Source organism: Devosia sp. MDV22-iso42 (assembly GCF_058629155.1).
On record NZ_JBZVWR010000006.1, the window covers coordinates 161,805 to 180,266 of the forward strand.

Consider the following 18,462-nt stretch of genomic DNA (forward strand, 5'->3'; position numbering starts at 1 on the left):
CGTACCCGACCATTGGTTGGGTGCGCTCTTTTAGTTTGTTGCGTTAGGGATGCGGCATGAGCCGGTGTCCTGAAGCGTTCCGAGCGCACCTGGCCTTGTAGCCATAGGGAGCGATACATGGCGTCCGCAGCCGAACAGCTGGCACGTAATCTCAATTTCTCGACCTTTGCCAAGGCGAAAGCCCTGCAGCAGCGCATCTGGTTCACACTGGGGGCGCTGCTTGTCTATCGGCTGGGTACTTTCATCCCGCTGCCAGGCATTGATCCCGACGCTTTCGCCGCGACCTTCGCGCAGTCGGAGCAGGGCATCCTGGGCATGTTCAACATGTTCGCTGGCGGCGCCGTGGAGCGCATGGCGATCTTTGCGCTGAACCTTATTCCCTACATTACCGCATCCATCGTGGTGCAGGTGGTGGCGACGGCGTCGCCGCGCCTTGAGGCCCTCAAGAAAGAGGGTGAATCGGGTCGTCGCAAGATGAACCAGTACACCCGCTACCTGGCCGTCGTGTTCTGCGCCGTGCAGGCCTATGGCGTGGCCGTCGGGCTCGAGGCCAGCCAGGGCGTCGTGCTCAATCCAGGCTGGTTCTTCCGCGTCTCGACCGTGATCACCCTGGTGGGCGGCACGATGTTCCTGATGTGGCTGGGCGAGCAGATCACCTCGCGCGGTGTCGGCAACGGCATTTCGCTGATTATCTTTGCCGGTATCGTGGCCAATCTGCCACTGACCGTGGTGCAGACGCTCGAGCTGAGCCGGACCGGGGCTCTGCCCGGGATTGCCGCCTTCGGCATCCTGCTGCTGGCGCTCGTGGTGATTGCGGCCATCGTGTTCTTCGAGCGTGCCCAGCGCCGGCTGCTGATCCAGTATCCGAAGCGCCAGGTCGGCAACAAGATGTTCCAGGGTGATACCTCGCATCTGCCGCTCAAGCTGAACACTGCCGGTGTCATTCCGGTGATTTTCGGCTCGTCGCTGCTGTTGCTGCCCGCCACCATTGCGTCGTTCGCGGCGCAGGGTGATGCGCCGCAGTGGCTGCAGGTGGTCACGGCCCTGCTGGGACGCGGCCAGCCGCTCTACCTGGCGCTGTTTGCCTTCTTCATCATCTTCTTCGCCTTCTTCTACACGGCGATCGTGTTCAATCCGACCGAGACGGCGGACAATCTCAAGCGCTCCGGCGGCTTCATTCCGGGCATCCGCCCGGGCGAGCGGACCGCCCAGCACATCGACTATGTGCTGACGCGCATTACGGTGGTGGGTGCGCTATACCTCACGGTGGTGGCATTGATCCCCGAGATCGTGCACAACCAGCTGGCAGTCAGCCAGTTTATCGGTGGCACATCGCTGCTGATCATGGTGACGGTGACCCTCGATACGGTCAGCCAGATCCAGAGCCATCTGATCGCCCAGCAATATGAGGGGCTGGTAAAGAAGTCCCGTCTTGGAGGAGGCAAGCGTCGATGAGGTTGATTCTGCTTGGACCACCAGGCGCAGGGAAGGGGACGCAGGCCAAGATTCTGGTCGACGCCTATGGCATCCCCCAGCTGTCCACTGGTGACATCCTGCGCTCGGCTATTGCGGCCAAGACCCCTCTGGGGGTCGAAGCCAAGGCGATCGTGGATCGTGGCGATCTGGTGAGCGATGCCATCGTCAACGGCATTGTTTCGGAGCGTCTTGACGCAGACGACTGCAAGCCGGGGTTCATCCTCGACGGCTTCCCGCGCACCATCGCGCAGGCGGAAGCCCTCGACAGGATGCTGGTCGACAAGGGCGCCAAGCTCGATGCGGTCATTGAGATCAAGGCCGATGCTGACGAACTGGTGCGCCGTGTTATACAGCGGGCCAAGGAATCAGGCGGAGCCAGGGCTGATGACAACGAAGACGTGCTGCGCAAGCGGCTCGGCGTCTATCAGGACCAGACGGCTCCACTGGTTGCCTACTATTCCGACAAGGGTCTGATAAGGACCGTTGACGGCATGGCGCCGGTCGATGAAGTCACAGCCGCGATCAAGGCGTCGATTGATCACTAAAGTTTGGGCTTGACTTGGCGGTTGACTCCGCGGAATCGAGCCCTTAAAGAACCGCTTCAGTCTCATGGATTATTGGGCTGGATTCGGTTCTCCAGAATGTTGGGGGTCGGATTCCGGTCCCTTGTTGTTTAATGGCGCCAGCCGTGATGGTTCGCGCTGAATAAGGAGAGCAGACGTGGCTCGTATCGCTGGCGTCAATATCCCGACGAACAAGCGCGTTGTCATCGCGTTGCAGTATATCCATGGGATCGGCGACAAGTTCGCCCTGGATATCTGCACCAAGGTTGGCATTCCGGTTGAGCGTCGTGTGAACGAACTTACCGACGCGGAAGTCATTCAGATCCGTGAAGCCATCGACCGCGACTATGTGGTGGAAGGTGATCTTCGTCGTAACGTTGCGATGAACATCAAGCGCCTGATGGATCTCGGCAACTATCGTGGCCTGCGCCACCGCCGCGGTCTTCCCGTGCGCGGTCAGCGGACCCACACCAATGCCCGCACCCGCAAGGGTCCGGCCAAGGCAATCGCCGGCAAGAAGAAGTAAGAACCCGTTCAATCGGGTTCTTCGATGTAGCTGCCGGGGCCATCTAGGGCTAACGGCAGCGCTGATATCGGATTAGAGGAATTACATGGCTAAGACTGAGACCACGCGCGTCAAGCGCAAGGAACGCAAGAACATCACCTCGGGCGTTGCCCACGTGAACGCTTCGTTCAACAACACCATGATCACCATCGCCGACATGCAGGGCAACACGATTTCGTGGTCCTCTTCGGGCGTGATGGGTTTCAAGGGCTCGCGCAAGTCGACCCCTTATGCAGCCCAGGTTGCTGCTGAAGACGCTGCCAAGAAGGCCCAGGAACACGGCATGAAGACCCTCGAGGTCGAAGTGCGTGGTCCCGGTTCGGGCCGTGAATCGGCGCTTCGTGCGCTGCAGGCTGCTGGCTTCAACGTCACCTCGATCCGTGACGTCACCTCGATCCCGCACAATGGCTGCCGCCCGCGCAAGCGGCGCCGCGTCTAATCTAGACCGTTTAGAGAGCTCCCGGCCGATTGAATGGGCCGGGAGTCTTATTGCGTTTGCGGCGGAGCGGCTCGGGCTGGAGCCGCGATTTTGAAAGGACATAACCGTGACGATCCAGAGGAACTGGCAAGAACTGATCAAGCCGACCAAGCTGGAGATTGTTTCGGGCAGCGACAACGCGCGCGTGGCCTCGGTGGTTGCCGAGCCGCTTGAGCGCGGTTACGGGCTTACCTTGGGTAACGCTCTTCGTCGTGTGCTGCTGTCGTCGCTTCAGGGCGCGGCAGTTACCGCAATCCAGATTGACGGCATCCTGCATGAATTCTCCTCGCTTCCGGGCGTGCGTGAAGACATTACCGACCTTGTGCTCAATGTGAAGGAAATCGCGTTGAACATGGGCGGCGAGGGCCCAAAGCGCCTCGCTCTGTCCAAGCAGGGTCCGGGTGCCGTGACCGCCGGCGACATCAAGGTCACCGGCGACATTGAAGTGCTGAACCCCGAGCTGGTCATCTGCCATCTCGATGACGGCGCCGAAATCAATATCGAGTTCACCGTCGATACCGGCAAGGGTTACGTTGCCGCTGAAAAGAACCGTCCCGAAGATGCACCGATCGGCTATATCCCGGTCGATGCGCTGTTTTCGCCGGTTCGTCGCGTGAGCTACAAGGTCGATGCTACCCGTGCCGGCGAAAGCCTGGACAAGGACAAGCTGACCCTGCAGATCGAGACCAATGGCGCCGTCTCGCCGGAAGATGCACTGGCCTATGCCGCGCGCATCCTCCAGGACCAGCTGTCGGTATTCGTGAACTTCGAAGAGCCCAGCAAGGAAAAGGCCCAGGATTCGGTTCCCGAACTGGCCTTCAACCCGGCGCTGCTCAAGAAGGTCGACGAACTCGAACTGTCGGTTCGTTCGGCCAATTGCCTGAAGAACGACAACATCGTCTATATCGGCGACCTGATCCAGAAGACAGAAGCCGAGATGCTGCGGACGCCCAATTTCGGCCGCAAGTCGCTCAACGAAATCAAGGAAGTCCTGGCTCAGATGGGGCTTCATCTCGGAATGGACGTTGCCAACTGGCCACCCGAGAATATCGATGACCTCGCCAAGCGTTATGAAGATCATTATTGATCGCGCGCTGCCAAGCACTTTAGGAGACCACCATGCGCCACGGTAATTCAGGTCGCAAACTTAACCGGACTGCCAGCCACCGCAAGGCCATGTTCGCCAATATGTCTGCCGCGCTGATCAAGCACGAGCAGATCCTGACCACGCTTCCCAAGGCCAAGGACCTGCGTCCGATCGTCGAGAAGCTGATCACCCTGGGCAAGCGCGGCGATCTGCACGCTCGTCGCCAGGCCATCGCGCAGATGCGCGACGAAGGTCAGGTTGCCAAGCTCTTTGCAGTGCTTGGCCCGCGCTACAAGGAACGCCAGGGCGGCTATATCCGCATCATGAAGGCTGGCTTCCGCTACGGCGACAATGCCCCGCTGGCGATCATCGAATTCGTCGATCGCGACGTCAATGCCAAGGGCCTCGATAGCGGTCCTGTGCAGGTCCGTGAGGACGACGAGTACGAAGCCGCATAAGCTTCTGTCTCGCATAGACTTTTCAAGGCGGCTGCGGTTCATTCCGTGGCCGCCTTTTGCTTGCATGGAGGCCTGACATGCGGACCGGCCAGATATTGGTGACAGGGGCGAGCGGATTTGTCGGCAAGTGGACCGTGATCGAGCTGCTGCGCGCCGGCTTTACCGTGCGTGCCGCGGTCCGGTCCGATGACAAGGCCGAGGCGGTGCGGCAGGCGGTGATCGCCCAATTGGGCGAGGACGTGCTGTACCGCCTAAGTTTCGTCAAGCTCAACCTGCTGCTGGACAATGGCTGGCTGCGGGCGATGCTGCGGATCGATGCGATTATCCATGCTGCAGGCGTTGTGCTGGCCGGGGAGCCGGATAATCCCCAGCGGATCATCGGGCCCGCCGTGGAGGGCACCGAGCGGGTACTGCGCTTTGCCACGCTGGCCGGGGTCAGGCGGATCGTCATGACGTCCTCGGTAGCGGCCGTGGCCTATGGGCATGGGCCGTTGAGCGGGGTGCACAACTTTACCGCTGAAGACGTCACGCAGTTGGACGCGATGCGGCGCCCCGGTGCCGCGTGTGTGGCGGCCACTATGGCGGAGCGGGCGGCCTGGGCTTATGCCCGCCAGGAGGGGGTGGAACTGACGACAATCCATCCCGGACTTATCCTCGGGCTGGCGCTTGATGGCGATGTCAGTGCGTCGCTGCAACTGATTGGCTGGCTGCTGGATGGCTCGCGGCCCCGGCTGCCGGGCAATGGCGTTTCGGTGGTGGATGTACGCGATGTGGCGGCCCTGCTGGTGGCGGCGCTGCACAAGGAGGACAGCATCGGTCAACGCTATCTGGCGGCCTCGGACTATGTCAGTTTCAGCCACATGGCCTTCATCCTGGCCGCGGCTTTTACGGACTGGCCGGTCAGCATGGATATCCTTCCCGATTGGCGCATCCGTCTGTCGGCGGCCTTTGGCGGGCCGCTGGGCGGCTACGTGCATGAGCTGGGCCATGAAAAGCACTATGACCGGGACAAGGCCGAGGCCTTGCTGGGTGGGCCCCTGATCTCCAGCCGGGAGGCCGTGGTTGCCGCGGCGGAGAGCCTGATCCGTTTCGGCCGGGTGACGCTGCCGGGAACGCTCTAGCCGGGATGCGGCAGCGACCAGGCCCGGTAGAGCTGGTCCAGTTCGTCCATCGAGCGGCAGATGACCACGGGAAGGCCGCTGCTCGTGGCCATGCGCCGGTATTTGCTGGCATCGCGCGTCTTCCAGATCCAGGTGATCATCGTCCATTTGACGCTGTCCCGGCCACCCTCGAGACCACCAATACGCTGCGGTTCAAACAGAGTGCGGCGGAAATAGCGGATATAGCGACCGAGGAAATGGTCATCGATGACGATGACCCCGGTGGCGCGGGCATAGCGCTGCGGCATGATCGCGGAGTAATTGCCGTCCATCACCCATTGGTCTGCCAGGATGGCCGCGTCGTGCAGGGCATGGAATTCGGCGACATCGCGCGGTTGCCAGTCGGTGCCGGGCAGGTGGCTGAACTGGTCAAGATGGATGGGCAGGATGCCCAGCCTGACTCCGATAGCGTGGGCGAGCGTGGATTTGCCGGCATTGCTGGGGCCGGTGACCATGATGCGGCGGCCGAGATCGGCCAAGGGCGGAATGGGGTGCATTTTCAGTTCCGATATGGAGGTGGATCGGGGTGGAAAAGGCCGGAAGGTAGAGACGAAAATCCCCGCCGAAGCGGGGATTTGAGCATGGTGGGTGAAGCGGACTATTCGGGCTGCTGGTCTTTGCCGGTATAGGCTTCCTCGACATAGTACTGGTCGCGGCGGTCAAAACCGTTGAACGGGGTCAGCGAGGCCTGGGTATAGGCGCCCATCAGGCCGAATTCGATCCAGTCGTCCTCGTCGATATCGGCCGGCAGGGTGAACACCTGGGGCAGGACGTCATAGCTGTCGCAGGTCGGCCCCCAGATGGTGAAATCGGAAAATTCCTGGTCATTGTCATGCACGCGCGCGCCGCGCCAGACGCGGACCGGCGGGGTGAAGTGCATGAACTTGACTTCCATCAGGCTGCCATAGGCGCCGTCATTGACATAGACCGACTGGCCGCCGCGCTGATGCTTGACGCGCAGCAGCAGCGAGGTCGAGCTGGTCACCAGCGCGCGGCCGGGCTCGATGATCAGCTCGGGCTTGCGCTTCTCGCCGAAGTGGTCGTTGACCGCCGTGCTGATGGTTTCGAAATAATAGTCCATCGGCGGGGCTTCGCTGGTCGGGTAGGGGGCCGGATAGCCGCCACCGATATTGAGGCGCTTGAGCTCGATGCCCGATTCCTCGACGATGCGGGCCGCCGCGGCGATGTGGCGCTCATAGGCATAGGCATCTTCGCACTGGCTGCCGACATGGAAGCACAGGCTGGGCGTATACCCCATCTGCTCGACCATGGTGACGATCTCGGCGGCGCCCTGTTCCATGACGCCGAACTTGATGCCGAAGTCATAGGACTTGAGCGCCTTGCCGGCCTTGAAGCGGGTGGTCACTTCAACATCGCGCGATGGCGAGACCACGGCAGCCAGCTGGTCGAGCTGCTGGGGGTGATCGATGGTGAAGGAGCGGACGCCGAACTCCTCATAGGCGCGGGCGATCTCGCGCTTGTTCTTGATGGGGTTGTTGTAGTGCATCGCCGCGCCCGGCGCATTGTCACGCACCAGTTCCATTTCGGTATTGGAGGCGACGTCGAATGCCTTGAGCCCTTCGCGGTGCAACTGGGCGATGATGTGCGGGGAGGGGTTGCATTTCACCGCATAGGTCAGCAATCCGTCAAAGCCCTTGCGAAAGACCTTTGTCGCCTTGTGCAGCTCACGTTCAGAGAACAGGAAAGCCGGAAAATCGGGGGCTTCGGCTGCGATAAGCGCAGAGGTGTTCGGGTAAACGTGGTTCGGCTCGGTGGTCATGGACGACTGGCCTTTCAGGGCTGGGGAATGCGAGAAAATGAGCGCTGCATATAGGGCGGCATGCCCCCTCGCGCAAACGATTATTTGGGCGGCAAATGCGTCACTGGCGTGACGTCATTTTCGTGCCCGATTTCAGGCGCTTGCGTGGCGCCCAGACCAACCGGATCTGCCGGTTTGTCACTATGGCCGGAGGTTGAATTGATGTCGATGCGTAGGCTGCTGCTGGCGGGTGTGGCGATCATGGTCCTGGCAATCGGGGGTACGCTCGCCTTTGCCCCCTGGAACGCGCCAAGCCTGGCACAGGTTGCCGTGGCGCCTGCAACGCCACAGCTGGAGGCGCCAGCGGTGCCGAGCAGCGCTGCCCAGGTCAAGCTCAGCTTTGCGCCGGTGGTCAAGGCCGTCTCGCCCTCAGTGGTCAATGTCTATGCCACGCGCATAGAGCAGAGGGCGGTCTCCCCCTTCGCCAATGATCCGTTCTTCTCGCGCTTCTTCGGTCAGCAGCAGTTCCAGAGCCGGCCGCGCGAGTCGCAGTCGCTGGGCTCGGGCGTCATCGTGGAAGCGGGCGGGGTCATCCTGACCAACCGGCATGTCATCGAGGGCGCGACCGACGTGCGCATTGCTCTGTCGGATGGCCGCGAGTTCGCCGTCGACGTGGTGATCGAGGACGCCCAAACCGATCTGGCCGTGTTGCGGGTGCGCGACCCGGCTGACACCCGCTTTCCGGCCATTACCTTCGCCAATTCCGATAGCCTGGAGGTCGGCGACCTGGTGCTGGCCATCGGCAATCCCTTCGGCGTTGGCCAGACGGTGACCAGCGGCATCGTTTCGGCGCTGGCGCGGACCGGCGTCGAGCAGTCCGACTACGAGTTCTTCATCCAGACCGATGCGGCGATCAATCCGGGCAATTCGGGCGGGGCACTGGTCGACATGGATGGGCATCTGGTGGGCATCAATACGGCCATCTATTCGCAGAGCGGCGGCTCGGTGGGCATCGGCTTTGCCATCCCGGCCAATATGGCCCGGCTGGTGGCCGAGGCCGGCGTCAATGGCGGCGACATCATCCGCCCCTGGTTCGGGGCCAAGCTGCAGGCGGTCAATGCGGACATAGCCGCCAGCCTGGGTATGGTGGCGCCGCATGGGGCGCTGATCACCGAGGTGGCGCCCGATGGTCCTGCCGCCAGGGCTGGCTTTGTCTCGGGCGATGTGGTGCTCAGCGTGGACGGTACGGCGGTCGACGACCCGAGCAGCTTCAACTTCCGGCTGGCCACCAAGCCCATCGGCGAGCGGGCGGTGTTGCAACGGCTGCGGGCCGGCGTCACCGAGAGCGTCGATTTCACCGTCGAGGCCGCCCCGGTGCTCGACGCCAGCCAGATGGCGGCGATCAGCGGCAATTCGCGCTTTGCCGGCACCAGCGTGGCGCAGCTCGATGCGGCTCTGGCCGAGGCCAAGGGCCTGCCCTATGACGCCAAGGGGGTGATCGTCACGGCGGTTGAGCCCGGGTCACCGGCCGAGCAGATGGGCCTGCGGGTTGACGATGTGATCCTCTCGCTCAATGACGTGGCCATGGACACGGCCAAGGCTTTTGCCGATACCGCGTCCCAGCGGGTACGCACCTGGCAGATCATCCTGCAGCGCGGGGGCAGGGTGATGCGCAGTATCGTCAGCGGTTAGTTACCAACGGCACCCCGACGCCAGCGGCGCCGGGGCGTCGGCCGACCTATGCCGGCGCGTGGCAGACCGCTTCGATATTGTTGCCGTCCGGATCGCGGACGAAGGCGGCGTAATAGGTGGCGTGGTAATGCGGCCGCAGGCCCGGTCCGCCATTGTCGGTACCGCCCGCCGCCATGGCCGCCTGGTAGAAGGCATCGACCTGGGCATGGGTCTGGGCGGAAAAGGCGAAATGGGCGGGTGGCCGTTGCGCCTCGCCCTCGGTGATCCAGAAGGCGGCGCTGTCCTGGCCGAAGCCGCCGACTTTGACGCCGCCGGTATGCTCGGGCGGGATCTGCACGAGGAAGCGGGAACCCAGCGGCGCCAGGGCCTGTTCATAGAAGGTCTTGGCCTGGTCAAAGTCGGTTACGCTGATGCCGGAATGGTCTATCATGGTGGTCCTCCGTCGAAACTGATGGTGTCGTGCTGATAGAGCTCGCTGCTGACAGGGCGCGTCAGCAGTTTCTCGACTGTTTGTTTTGGCCAAGCGCCCGCCGCGGGCCGATGATTTTGAAGTGATATCTGGCATGGCCGATCTGTTTGCAGCCGATCCCGAAAGCGTCGTCGACAGCGACACCGCCCGCCCGCTGGCCGACCAGTTGCGGCCGCGCGCGCTCGACCAGGTGATCGGGCAGGGCCATCTGCTGGGGCCCAATGGCACGCTGCGCCGCATGATCGCCTCCGGCCGGCTGGGGTCGCTGATCCTTTGGGGGCCGCCCGGGACCGGCAAGACCACGGTGGCGCGGCTGCTGGCTGATCAGATTGGCTATCGCTTCGAGCAGATTTCGGCGGTGTTTTCCGGCGTGGCGGACCTCAAGAAGGTGTTCGAGAAGGCGCGCTTCGAGCGGCTGAGCGGGCACAAGACCCTGCTCTTTGTCGACGAGATCCACCGCTTCAACCGCGCCCAGCAGGATGGCTTCCTGCCGGTGATGGAAGACGGTACGGTGGTGCTGGTCGGCGCGACCACCGAGAACCCGTCCTTCGAACTCAATGCCGCTTTGCTGTCGCGCAGCCAGGTGCTGCGCTTTGAATCCCTCTCCTCCGCGGACCTTGAGGCCCTGGTGGCGCGTGCCGAGGCGCTGACGGGGGCCACGCTGCCGCTGGAGCCCGAGGCGCGGCAGACCCTGCTGACGCTGGCCGATGGCGACGGGCGGGCGCTGCTGGGCCTTGTGGAGGAGGTCCTGGCCTCAACCCGGCAGGACGAAATGCTCGATACGGCGGGCCTGCTCACTGTGGTGCAGCGGCGGGCGCCAATCTATGACAAGGCGCAGGACGGCCACTACAATCTGATATCAGCGCTGCACAAGACCATTCGCGGCTCCGATCCTGATGCGGCGCTGTATTATTTCGCGCGCATGCTCGACGCCGGCGAGGATCCGCTGTTCCTGGCGCGGCGGCTGATCCGCATGGCCGTGGAAGACATTGGCCTGGCCGATCCGCTGGCTTTGCCGCAGGCCGTGGCGGCGCGCGATGCGTTCCAGATGCTGGGTTCGCCCGAGGGCGAGCTGGCTTTGGCGCAGACCGTGGTCTATCTGGCGCTCGCCCCCAAATCCAACGCCGTCTATACAGCCTTCAAGGCGGCCAGCAGCGTGGCCAAGTCCACTGGCTCGCCGATGCCGCCCATGGTCATCCTCAATGCCCCGACCAAGCTGATGAAGGGGAGCGGCTATGGCGAGGGCTATATCTACGACCACGACACTCCGGAAGGGTTTTCGGGGCAGGAGTATTTCCCCGAAGCCATTGGCCGGCAGAGCTTTTATGAGCCGGTAGAGCGTGGTGCCGAGCGGGATTACCGCAAACGGCTGGACTATTTCGAGCGGCTGCGGGCAGCCAAGGCGAACAAGGACGAGGTCTAGACATGTATCCCTATCTCCTCGTCGGCCTTGGCGGCGCGATCGGCGCCATGTCGCGCTATGGCTTAGGCTCGATCATCGGCCGGTGGTGGCCGCTGTCGTTTCCGCTGGCGACCTTGCTGGTCAATATCACCGGCTCGGTGCTGATGGGGGTGTTCATCGGCCTGCTGGCGCGCTTCATGCCGCCGCAACAGGGCGAGCTGCGCCTGTTCGTGGCCGTCGGCGTGCTGGGTGGTTTCACGACATTTTCGGCGTTTTCGCTCGACACCATCGTGCTGATCGAGCGCGGTGCGCTGCTGCAGGCTGGCTTATATGTGCTGTTGTCGGTTGTGCTCTGCCTCATTGGGCTTTATCTCGGGCTTTTGATGACCCGAGGCGTGGCATGAGTGGCGTACAACAGCGGCAGGTAGAGGGCGACGAGGACGGCATGCGTCTCGATCGCTGGTTTGCCCACCATTTCCCCCAGCTCGGCTTTGGTCGGCTGCAGAAACTGATCCGCAATGGCGAGGTCAAGGTCGACAAGGCCAAGGTCACGACCAGCACGCGGCTGTCGCCGGGCCAGGTGGTGCGCATTCCGCCGATCGATGATCCGGGCGTGGTCAAGCCGGTCACCGTCAGCGATGACGACGCCCAGTTCATCCGCGACATGATCATGTACGAGGATGACGACATCTATGTGCTCAACAAGCCGCATGGCCTGGCCGTGCAGGGCGGCACGGGGATGAAGCGGCACCTGGACGGCATGCTCAAGAGCCTGCCCAACAAGAAGGGCGAGCCGCCGCGCCTGGTGCACCGGCTCGACCGTGATACGTCGGGCTGCCTGATTGTGGCCAAGACCAAGCAGGCCGCCAGCCATTTCGGCGAAGTATTCCGCTCGCGTTCGGCGCGCAAGATCTACTGGGCCATCGTCGCCGGCAATCCGCACCCGCAGCAGGGCGAGATTTCGTGCTTCCTGGCCCGGCAATCGACAGACGATGGCGAGCAGATGGCCGTGGTCAAGAACGGCACGCCGGGCGCGCAGCATTCGATGAGCTATTATTCGACCACCGATACGGCCAGCCGGCGCTTTGCCTGGGTGACGCTCAAGCCCGTCACCGGTCGCACGCACCAGCTGCGCGTGCATATGGCCCAACTGGGCACACCGATCATCGGGGATCCGCGCTATTTCAACATCGAGAACTGGCAGGGCGCGCCGGGGCTGAGCTATGGCCTGCACCTGCATGCCCGCCGCATCGCCATTCCGCTGCGCAATGGCGAGCGGCTCGATGTATCGGCGCCGCTGCCGCCGCATATGCGGCACAGCTTCGAGACGCTGGGCTTTGATCCGGACCGCTACGATTCCAGCGGCGATCCCGAGGACGGCATATGATCCTTGTCATGTTCGACATGGACGGGACGCTGCTCGATACCGAGGCGCTGATCACCGAGCACATGGCCGCCACCTTTCGGACCATGGGCCTGGCCGAGCCGACGCCAGCACAGTCGCGCCGGGTCATCGGCCTGTCGCTGCCGGTAGCCATGGCGAGGCTGGCCGCGACCGACGACGCCGTGCTGATCGGCGGACTGGTCGAGGCCTATCGCACGCATTATCGCGCCTCGGTGCTGACTGATCAAGGCCGCGAGGGCCTGTTTCCGGGCGCAATCGAGGCCCTGCAGCAGCTCAATGCCCGCGACGACGCCGTTTTGGGGATTGCCACCGGCAAGGGCCTCAATGGCGTGCATCGCCTGCTGGCTTTGCATGGCGTGGCCAACTATTTCACCACGCTGCAGACGCCCGACCACAATCCGAGCAAGCCGCATCCGGGCATGCTGGAAACCGCGATGCGGGAAACCGGCATTGGGCCGGAGCAGACGGTGATGATCGGCGACACCACTTTCGATATCGACATGGGCGTGGCCGCGCGTTGCAGGACCATCGGCGTGACCTGGGGCTACCACGAACCGCGCGAGCTGATCGCGGCGGGCGCCAGCACCATGATCGACCGCTTTGACCAACTGGACGGCGCCATCCGTCAATTCGTGAAGTAAAGCCATGCGCGACCAGCTCGACGACATCCAGAAGCACCTCAATGACGGCTATGGCCGCGCACAACACCTCAACAAGGTCGAGCTGCCCAAGCGGTTCTACAAGGACGTCGCCGTAGCGCCCGTCGAGGGCGGCTTCGGGGTGACGCTGGACGGGCGGCCGGTGAAGGCACCAGGGCTCAAGATCCCCGTCGTGGTGCCGGTGGCGCCGATTGCCACGGCCATGGCCGGGGAATGGGCGGCGCAGGGCGAGTTCATCAATCCGGGCACCATGCCCATGGTGCGGCTGATCAATTCGGGCGTCGAAAGCGGCGAGAAGATTATCCCCGCCTTTCGCGCCGAGATCATCAAGTTTGCCGGCGGCGACTTGCTGCTCTATCGGGCCGACAGCCCGCAGCCTTTGGTGGCGGCGCAGGAAGAGCACTGGGACGGGGCGCTGGTGCGGCTGGCGCGGCATTTCGGCGTCAGCTTCCAGCCCACCTTTGCCATCCAGCACCAGAAGCAGCCGCAGGCAACGCTGGATCGGCTGGCCGAGGCGCTGGAGGGGGAACAGCTGCTGACGTTGACCGCCATGGTGTCGATGACCGGGCTGACCGGCTCAGGCCTGCTGACCCTGGGATTCTGGCACAGATTGCTCGATGCCGACGCGGTCTGGGCGGCGGCGCATGTGGACGAGGATTTCCAGATTTCCCAGTGGGGCGAAGACGAGGAAGCCGTGGCACGGCGGGCGATGCGTCGGGTCGAGTTCGACACCGCCGTGGCCGTGCTGGAAGCGATGCGCGCCTAAGCGGGACCGGTGCCGGTGGCGATGACCCAGGCCACGGTGTCCGGGGCGATTTCGGCCAGCGGTACCGTCACGAAGTCGCGCTCATGCGCATGCGGGTGGGGCAGGGTCAGGCGCGGGGATTTCAGCACCAGCCGATCATAGGCGATGATGTCAATATCGATCAGCCTTGGACCCCAGACCTCCTTGCGGACGCGGCCCATGGCCAGCTCAATACCCAGCAGGACATCAAGCAGCGCAATGGGTTCGAGGCTGGTTTGCACCGTGATGGCCATATTGGCGAAGTCGGGCTGGTCGGTCTTGCCCCAGGGGGCGGTCGTCAGCACGGTGGACTGGGCTGTGACGGTGATATCGGCGTGATCGTCGATGGCCTGCACGGCCTGCGCCAGCTGCGCGCGGGGATTGCCGATATTGGCGCCGAGGCTGAGCCAGGCGGTCGCCATCATGCCGGCTTCCGCTGGCGATGCAGCTCGATGGCGGCTTCGCCGCGCACCATGGCGATCGGCGCTTCGGGCTTGCGCAGGCGGATGGTGATCCAGCTAACGCCTGGAAAAGCCGCGAAAAGATCGGTGACGATATTGCCGGCCACGGCCTCGAGCAGCTTCATGCGCCGGGTTTCGAAGCTGGCTTTGACCACGTCATAGATGTCGGCATAGGAAATGCTGTCGCCCAGCCGGTCGCTGGCGGCGGCGGCGGCCAGGTCGGTGCCCAGTTCGAGATCGATGAAGAATCGCTGGCCGAGCTTCTCCTCCTCGGCAAAGACCCCGTGGTAGCCGTAAAAGCCCAGATCTTTCAGGATGATACGGTCGCCCGTGAATGCGTCGGCCATTGCTTTACCCCAGCGCTGCAGGCGGACCATACAGCGTTGCCTCGGCGACGCGAAGGGCGTCGCGATTGGCCCTGACGTCATGCACGCGAAAGATATGCCCGCCTTGGACATAGCCCAGCACGCTGGTGGCGATCGTGCCGGCGAGGCGGTTATCCACGGGGGCATCGAGCAGCCTGCCAATCATCGACTTGCGCGAGGTGCCGACCATGGTCGCCATTTGGTCACCAGTATGAACGGATGATGTACAGGCGGCGCGGAGATTTTGCAGAATGGCGTAATTTTCGGCCAGGGTCTTGCCGAAGCCGAAGCCAGGATCGAGGATCAGCTGACCGGGATCAATGCCGGCCTGGCGGGCCCTGTCGATGGTGGTGGCGAAGTAGCGCTGCATCGCATCGAGCAGCGGCTCTCCGGGGTCGCGCGCCTTGTCCCAGTGCATGGCAATGACGGGCACGCCATAGAGGGCGGCGACCTCGGCCATTTCGGGCGCGCCCTGCAGGCCATGCACGTCGTTGATGATGCTGGCGCCCGCCTGGATGGCCTGGTCGGCGACCAGCGGCTTGAAGGTGTCGATGGAGATGGGCGCGGCAATGCCTTCGGCGATCAGCGCATCGATTACCGGCAGGACGCGGTCGAGCTCTTCCTGCACATGTACCGGCTCGGCGCCGGGCCGCGTGCTTTCGCCACCGATATCGATGATGTCGGCGCCCTCGGCCAACATCTGGCGGGCATGGGCGAGGGCGTGTTCGACCAGATTGTGCCGTCCACCATCGGAAAAACTGTCTGGCGTGACATTGAGGATGCCCATCACCAGGGCCGTCCGGCCGAGCTGCAGTGGCGGATGCCGGGGCAGGCGGATGGTGTGGGTACTGTGCATCAGAACGGCCAGACCAGCATCAGCATGGGCACGGCTACCAGCACCACGATGATCGAGAGCGGTGCGCCCAGCCGCCAGTAATCGCCGAACTTGTAGCCGCCCGGTCCCATGACCAGCGTGTTGCACTGGTGCCCGATGGGGGTGAGGAAGTCGCAGCCGGCGCCAATGGCCACCGCCAGCAGGAAGGCCTCGGGCTGGTAGCCCAGATCGGTGGCGAAGGTGGCGGCAATGGGCGCCATGACCAGCACGGTGGCGGCATTGTTGAGGAAGGGGGTGACGGCCATGGCCGCCACCATGATCAGGGCCAGCGCCCCCCAGCCGGGCAGCACGCTGGCGGTGGCGGACAGCCAGCTGGCAATGACGTCGGTGCCGCCGGTGCTCTGCAGGGAATCGGCGACCGGGATCAGGCAGGCCAGCATGATCAGGATGGGCGCATCGAGCTGGGCATAGACGTCGCGCAGCGGCACGGCGCGGCTGAGCACCATGGCCACGGCTGCAGCAAAGAAGGCGGGAGCAACCGGCACAAGACCCAGCGCGGTGGCGCCCATGGCCACGGCCAGGATAGCCAGCGGCAGCAGGCCGTTGCGGATGCTGCCCAGGCGCAGGCCGCGTTCGACCAGCGGCAGGCAGTCCCATTCGCGCAGCAGTTCGGGCAGGCGGTTGATATGGCCCTGGATGAGGATCACGTCGCCATTCTGGAAGCGGATCTGGCCGAGCCGCTCGGTAAAGCGTTCGTCGCGGCGGCTGACGGCCAGCAGGTTGAGGCCGGTACGGTCGAACAGGGTGAGTTCCTGCGCGGTGGCGCCGATCAGGCCCGAGCTTTCGCCGACGACGGCCTCGATGACGCCGAAATCGGCGGCGTCCTTGGTCGCCGCGCCGCGGCGCTCGGAAAATACCATGCCGGACTGGTTGACCATCTTGTCGAGGGCATCCGGTTCGCCGGCAATCAGCAGGATGTCGCCGGCGCGCAGCTTGGCGTCGGGCAGGGGCGTGCGGGTGCGGCCGCCGGTGCCCATGATGCGGGTGACCATGCCGCGGCCGTCGGCCAGAGCCTGGATCTCGCCGATGGTGCGGCCAATGGCCGAGGAGTCCTCGGTGACGCGGGCCTCGGTCGTGTAGTTCTTGATGTCGACGGCGCTGTCCATGCCCTGGGATTCGCGCTGACGCTCGGGCAGCAGCTTGTAGAACAGGGCGAGAAAGACCAGGCCGACCACGGTCAGCGCCAGGCCGACGGGGGTGTAGTCGAACATGGTGAAGGGGGTGCCGGTCAGCTCCATGCGCACGCGCGAGACGATGATATTGGGCGAGGTGCCGATCTGCGTCATCAGCCCGCCCAGCAGCGAGGCAAAGGCCATCGGCATCAGGAAGAGCGAGGGCGAGACCCCCGACCGCCGGGCCATCTGGAAGGCGATGGGCATCATGATGGCCAGGGCGCCGATATTCTTGATGAAGGCGCTGAGCACGGCCACCACGACCACCAGCAGGATCAACTGGGCGCGCGGACCCGACAGGTTGGGGGCAAAGCGGCGCACCGCCACCTCCATGATGCCCGAGCGCGACACGGCGGCGCTGACGACCAGGGCGCTGCCGACAATGATGACAATGTCATCGGCAAAGCCGGTAAAGGCGTCGCCGGGAGCGACAACGCCCAAGGCAAGTCCGGCCAGCAGGGCACAGACGGCAACCACGTCATAGCGCCAGCGGCCCCAGATGAAAGCCACCATCATGGCGCCAATCAACAGGAAGGCCAGAATTTGCGGAAGGGTCATGTTGTTCCTGTCAGAAGCCGAACGGTGCCCAACTCACCTCAGAGCCGGTCCGGAGACAAGGGACAAAATCGACTTGCCTGCTTATAAACACGGGAACCGAATGGAATTTCGAGGGAGGAACAGACATGCCGGATAGACGCCTTTTCACCACACTGGGACTGTTGCGCCGGGAGCAGCTGGGCATGATCCTGCCGCATGAACATGTGTTCGTAGACCTGCGCACGCCCGACCAGCCCGGCTATGCCCAGGCCGAGGCGGCCGACGTGGTGGCGCTGATGGCGCCGCAGATCGAGGCGATCAAGGCGCAGGGCATTACCGCTCTGGTGGAATGCTCGACCGGTGGGGTGGGGCTGCGCGTGGATCTGGACCTCGCCGTGTCGCTGGCCACCGGCTTTCCCATCGTGGTGCCGACCGGCAATTATCGCGAGCCGTGGATTCCCGACTGGGTGCGCACGGCCAGCGAGGAAGCGCTCGAGGCGCATATGCTGGGCGAACTGACGACGGGCGTAGGGGACACCGGCGTGGTCGCGGCCTGGATCAAGGTCAGCGCCGGCGATGACGGCATCACCCCGATCGAAGCCAAAATCCTGCGGGCAGCGGCCCGGGCGGCCAAGGCCTGCAATGCCGTGATCGGCTCGCACACGATCAGGGGTCGTGTGGTGATGGACCAGCTCGATATCATCGAGGAAGCCGGTTACACCGCCAAACGCTTCATTTCCATCCATACCCAGGCCGAGCCGGATTTCGACTTGCACAAGGCGGTGGCGGCGCGCGGTGCCTGGATCGAATATGATCATGTCGGGCGTGAACCGGATGACGAGGTCGTGGCGCTGATTCTCCGGGCGCTGGAAGCTGGGCTCGGCGACCAGCTGCTGCTCAGCCACGATCTGGGCTGGTATGACCCGGCCCAACCCGGTGGCGGGTCGCCCAGACCCTATACGCATCTGGTCGACAGCGTCCTGCCCAAGCTGCGCGTGGCCGGAGTGGACGAGGCGATGATCGTGCAACTGACCCAGACCAACCCGTTCGAGGCGTTTGCGCGGTAGTTTTCCCC

21 protein-coding genes are annotated in these 18,462 nt (G+C 63.8%); 14 read left to right on the forward strand and 7 right to left on the reverse strand.

Translation table 11 applies throughout. The features are described 5' to 3' along the window. The first annotated feature begins 117 nt into the window (after positions 1-117). From secY to AC4NN3_RS02515, 7 genes are all read left to right on the forward strand, one after another. Entirely contained in the window at positions 118-1,455 is a 1,338-nt protein-coding gene (secY, locus tag AC4NN3_RS02485) for a preprotein translocase subunit SecY (protein ID WP_193335648.1), read from the forward strand. Continuing rightward, the gene (locus AC4NN3_RS02490; RefSeq protein WP_491925546.1) at positions 1,452-2,021 is read left to right on the forward strand and encodes an adenylate kinase; all 570 of its coding nucleotides are present in this window, start codon (positions 1,452-1,454) and stop codon (positions 2,019-2,021) included. The genes secY and AC4NN3_RS02490 overlap by 4 nt, the downstream gene beginning before the upstream one ends. A 175-nt stretch (positions 2,022-2,196) precedes the next feature. Then, positions 2,197-2,565, forward strand: a complete 369-nt coding sequence (rpsM, locus tag AC4NN3_RS02495; RefSeq protein WP_305579684.1) for a 30S ribosomal protein S13 — start codon at positions 2,197-2,199, stop codon at positions 2,563-2,565. A gap of 85 nt (positions 2,566-2,650) precedes the next feature. Beyond that, on the forward strand, positions 2,651-3,043 hold the full coding sequence (gene rpsK, locus AC4NN3_RS02500) for a 30S ribosomal protein S11 (protein WP_035102656.1): 393 nt from the start codon (positions 2,651-2,653) through the stop codon (positions 3,041-3,043). Positions 3,044-3,143: 100 nt separating this feature from the next. Then, positions 3,144-4,169 carry a DNA-directed RNA polymerase subunit alpha gene (locus AC4NN3_RS02505; protein ID WP_232846842.1) on the forward strand — a complete coding sequence of 342 codons (1,026 nt, stop codon included), beginning with the start codon at positions 3,144-3,146 and terminating at the stop codon, positions 4,167-4,169. Between the two features lie 32 nt (positions 4,170-4,201). Then, the gene (gene rplQ / locus AC4NN3_RS02510; protein WP_193335652.1) at positions 4,202-4,627 is read left to right on the forward strand and encodes a 50S ribosomal protein L17; all 426 of its coding nucleotides are present in this window, start codon (positions 4,202-4,204) and stop codon (positions 4,625-4,627) included. A 77-nt stretch (positions 4,628-4,704) separates the two neighbouring features. Next, positions 4,705-5,748: an NAD-dependent epimerase/dehydratase family protein gene (locus tag AC4NN3_RS02515; RefSeq protein ID WP_491925547.1), complete on the forward strand. Its 1,044-nt coding sequence runs from the start codon at positions 4,705-4,707 to the stop codon at positions 5,746-5,748. Here AC4NN3_RS02515 and AC4NN3_RS02520 read toward each other — a convergent pair. Both AC4NN3_RS02520 and AC4NN3_RS02525 read right to left on the reverse strand, forming a co-directional pair. Further along, a complete protein-coding gene (locus AC4NN3_RS02520; RefSeq protein WP_491925548.1) occupies positions 5,745-6,284 on the reverse strand; it encodes a P-loop NTPase family protein in 540 nt (179 codons plus the stop codon). The two genes, AC4NN3_RS02515 and AC4NN3_RS02520, sit on opposite strands and share 4 nt — an antisense overlap. Positions 6,285-6,385: 101 nt before the next feature. Beyond that, the gene (locus AC4NN3_RS02525) at positions 6,386-7,567 is read right to left on the reverse strand and encodes a type III PLP-dependent enzyme domain-containing protein (protein WP_491925549.1); all 1,182 of its coding nucleotides are present in this window, start codon (positions 7,565-7,567) and stop codon (positions 6,386-6,388) included. Positions 7,568-7,768: 201 nt separating this feature from the next. Between AC4NN3_RS02525 and AC4NN3_RS02530 the strand changes: the two genes are divergently transcribed. After that, positions 7,769-9,238, forward strand: coding sequence for a Do family serine endopeptidase (locus AC4NN3_RS02530; protein WP_491925550.1), 1,470 nt, complete (start codon positions 7,769-7,771; stop codon positions 9,236-9,238). A gap of 46 nt (positions 9,239-9,284) precedes the next feature. Here AC4NN3_RS02530 and AC4NN3_RS02535 read toward each other — a convergent pair whose 3' ends face one another. Beyond that, positions 9,285-9,668, reverse strand: coding sequence for a VOC family protein (locus tag AC4NN3_RS02535; RefSeq protein WP_491925551.1), 384 nt, complete (start codon positions 9,666-9,668; stop codon positions 9,285-9,287). Between the two features lie 133 nt (positions 9,669-9,801). Here AC4NN3_RS02535 and AC4NN3_RS02540 point away from each other — a divergent pair, with 133 nt between their 5' ends. From AC4NN3_RS02540 to AC4NN3_RS02560, 5 genes are read left to right on the forward strand one after another with little or no spacing between them, the layout of a single operon-like run. Then, positions 9,802-11,130, forward strand: coding sequence for a replication-associated recombination protein A (locus tag AC4NN3_RS02540; RefSeq protein WP_491925552.1), 1,329 nt, complete (start codon positions 9,802-9,804; stop codon positions 11,128-11,130). A 2-nt stretch (positions 11,131-11,132) separates the two neighbouring features. Further along, positions 11,133-11,513, forward strand: coding sequence for a fluoride efflux transporter CrcB (crcB, locus tag AC4NN3_RS02545; protein WP_491925553.1), 381 nt, complete (start codon positions 11,133-11,135; stop codon positions 11,511-11,513). Next, positions 11,510-12,496, forward strand: a complete 987-nt coding sequence (locus tag AC4NN3_RS02550; RefSeq protein WP_491925554.1) for an RluA family pseudouridine synthase — start codon at positions 11,510-11,512, stop codon at positions 12,494-12,496. The genes crcB and AC4NN3_RS02550 overlap by 4 nt, the downstream gene beginning before the upstream one ends. Continuing rightward, positions 12,493-13,155 (forward strand): HAD-IA family hydrolase, encoded by a 663-nt coding sequence (locus tag AC4NN3_RS02555; protein ID WP_491925555.1) that lies wholly within the window; start codon positions 12,493-12,495, stop codon positions 13,153-13,155. Before AC4NN3_RS02550 ends, AC4NN3_RS02555 begins: the two co-directional genes overlap by 4 nt. Before the next feature lie 4 nt (positions 13,156-13,159). Beyond that, entirely contained in the window at positions 13,160-13,939 is a 780-nt protein-coding gene (locus tag AC4NN3_RS02560; RefSeq protein ID WP_491925556.1) for an ATP12 family chaperone protein, read from the forward strand. Here the strand turns inward: AC4NN3_RS02560 and folK are convergent. From folK to AC4NN3_RS02580, 4 genes are read right to left on the reverse strand one after another with little or no spacing between them, the layout of a single operon-like run. After that, on the reverse strand, positions 13,936-14,382 hold the full coding sequence (folK, locus tag AC4NN3_RS02565) for a 2-amino-4-hydroxy-6-hydroxymethyldihydropteridine diphosphokinase (protein ID WP_491925557.1): 447 nt from the start codon (positions 14,380-14,382) through the stop codon (positions 13,936-13,938). The genes AC4NN3_RS02560 and folK overlap by 4 nt on opposite strands. Next, entirely contained in the window at positions 14,379-14,765 is a 387-nt protein-coding gene (gene folB / locus AC4NN3_RS02570; protein ID WP_491925558.1) for a dihydroneopterin aldolase, read from the reverse strand. Before folB ends, folK begins: the two co-directional genes overlap by 4 nt. A 4-nt stretch (positions 14,766-14,769) precedes the next feature. Then, positions 14,770-15,639, reverse strand: a complete 870-nt coding sequence (folP, locus tag AC4NN3_RS02575) for a dihydropteroate synthase (RefSeq protein ID WP_491925559.1) — start codon at positions 15,637-15,639, stop codon at positions 14,770-14,772. Further along, positions 15,639-17,408 (reverse strand): SLC13 family permease, encoded by a 1,770-nt coding sequence (locus tag AC4NN3_RS02580; RefSeq protein WP_491925560.1) that lies wholly within the window; start codon positions 17,406-17,408, stop codon positions 15,639-15,641. The genes folP and AC4NN3_RS02580 overlap by 1 nt, the downstream gene beginning before the upstream one ends. Before the next feature lie 125 nt (positions 17,409-17,533). Between AC4NN3_RS02580 and AC4NN3_RS02585 the strand changes: the two genes are divergently transcribed. Continuing rightward, positions 17,534-18,454, forward strand: a complete 921-nt coding sequence (locus AC4NN3_RS02585; protein ID WP_491925561.1) for a phosphotriesterase family protein — start codon at positions 17,534-17,536, stop codon at positions 18,452-18,454. Positions 18,455-18,462: the final 8 nt, after the last annotated feature.

Excerpts from the sequence above, each read along its gene's own strand:
- AC4NN3_RS02530 (WP_491925550.1), top strand. The coding sequence starts at position 7,769 with ATGTCGATGCGTAGGCTGCTGCTGGCGGGTGTGGCGATCATGGTCCTG.
- AC4NN3_RS02535 (WP_491925551.1), bottom strand. The coding sequence starts at position 9,668 with ATGATAGACCATTCCGGCATCAGCGTAACCGACTTTGACCAGGCCAAG.
- AC4NN3_RS02555 (WP_491925555.1), top strand. The coding sequence starts at position 12,493 with ATGATCCTTGTCATGTTCGACATGGACGGGACGCTGCTCGATACCGAG.
- AC4NN3_RS02580 (WP_491925560.1), bottom strand. The coding sequence starts at position 17,408 with ATGACCCTTCCGCAAATTCTGGCCTTCCTGTTGATTGGCGCCATGATG.
- folB (WP_491925558.1), bottom strand. The coding sequence starts at position 14,765 with ATGGCCGACGCATTCACGGGCGACCGTATCATCCTGAAAGATCTGGGC.
- folP (WP_491925559.1), bottom strand. The coding sequence starts at position 15,639 with ATGCACAGTACCCACACCATCCGCCTGCCCCGGCATCCGCCACTGCAG.
- AC4NN3_RS02515 (WP_491925547.1), top strand. The coding sequence starts at position 4,705 with ATGCGGACCGGCCAGATATTGGTGACAGGGGCGAGCGGATTTGTCGGC.
- AC4NN3_RS02525 (WP_491925549.1), bottom strand. The coding sequence starts at position 7,567 with ATGACCACCGAGCCGAACCACGTTTACCCGAACACCTCTGCGCTTATC.
- AC4NN3_RS02550 (WP_491925554.1), top strand. The coding sequence starts at position 11,510 with ATGAGTGGCGTACAACAGCGGCAGGTAGAGGGCGACGAGGACGGCATG.
- rplQ (WP_193335652.1), top strand. The coding sequence starts at position 4,202 with ATGCGCCACGGTAATTCAGGTCGCAAACTTAACCGGACTGCCAGCCAC.
- AC4NN3_RS02490 (WP_491925546.1), top strand. The coding sequence starts at position 1,452 with ATGAGGTTGATTCTGCTTGGACCACCAGGCGCAGGGAAGGGGACGCAG.
- rpsK (WP_035102656.1), top strand. The coding sequence starts at position 2,651 with ATGGCTAAGACTGAGACCACGCGCGTCAAGCGCAAGGAACGCAAGAAC.
- AC4NN3_RS02540 (WP_491925552.1), top strand. The coding sequence starts at position 9,802 with ATGGCCGATCTGTTTGCAGCCGATCCCGAAAGCGTCGTCGACAGCGAC.
- secY (WP_193335648.1), top strand. The coding sequence starts at position 118 with ATGGCGTCCGCAGCCGAACAGCTGGCACGTAATCTCAATTTCTCGACC.
- crcB (WP_491925553.1), top strand. The coding sequence starts at position 11,133 with ATGTATCCCTATCTCCTCGTCGGCCTTGGCGGCGCGATCGGCGCCATG.
- AC4NN3_RS02560 (WP_491925556.1), top strand. The coding sequence starts at position 13,160 with ATGCGCGACCAGCTCGACGACATCCAGAAGCACCTCAATGACGGCTAT.
- AC4NN3_RS02585 (WP_491925561.1), top strand. The coding sequence starts at position 17,534 with ATGCCGGATAGACGCCTTTTCACCACACTGGGACTGTTGCGCCGGGAG.
- AC4NN3_RS02520 (WP_491925548.1), bottom strand. The coding sequence starts at position 6,284 with ATGCACCCCATTCCGCCCTTGGCCGATCTCGGCCGCCGCATCATGGTC.
- folK (WP_491925557.1), bottom strand. The coding sequence starts at position 14,382 with ATGATGGCGACCGCCTGGCTCAGCCTCGGCGCCAATATCGGCAATCCC.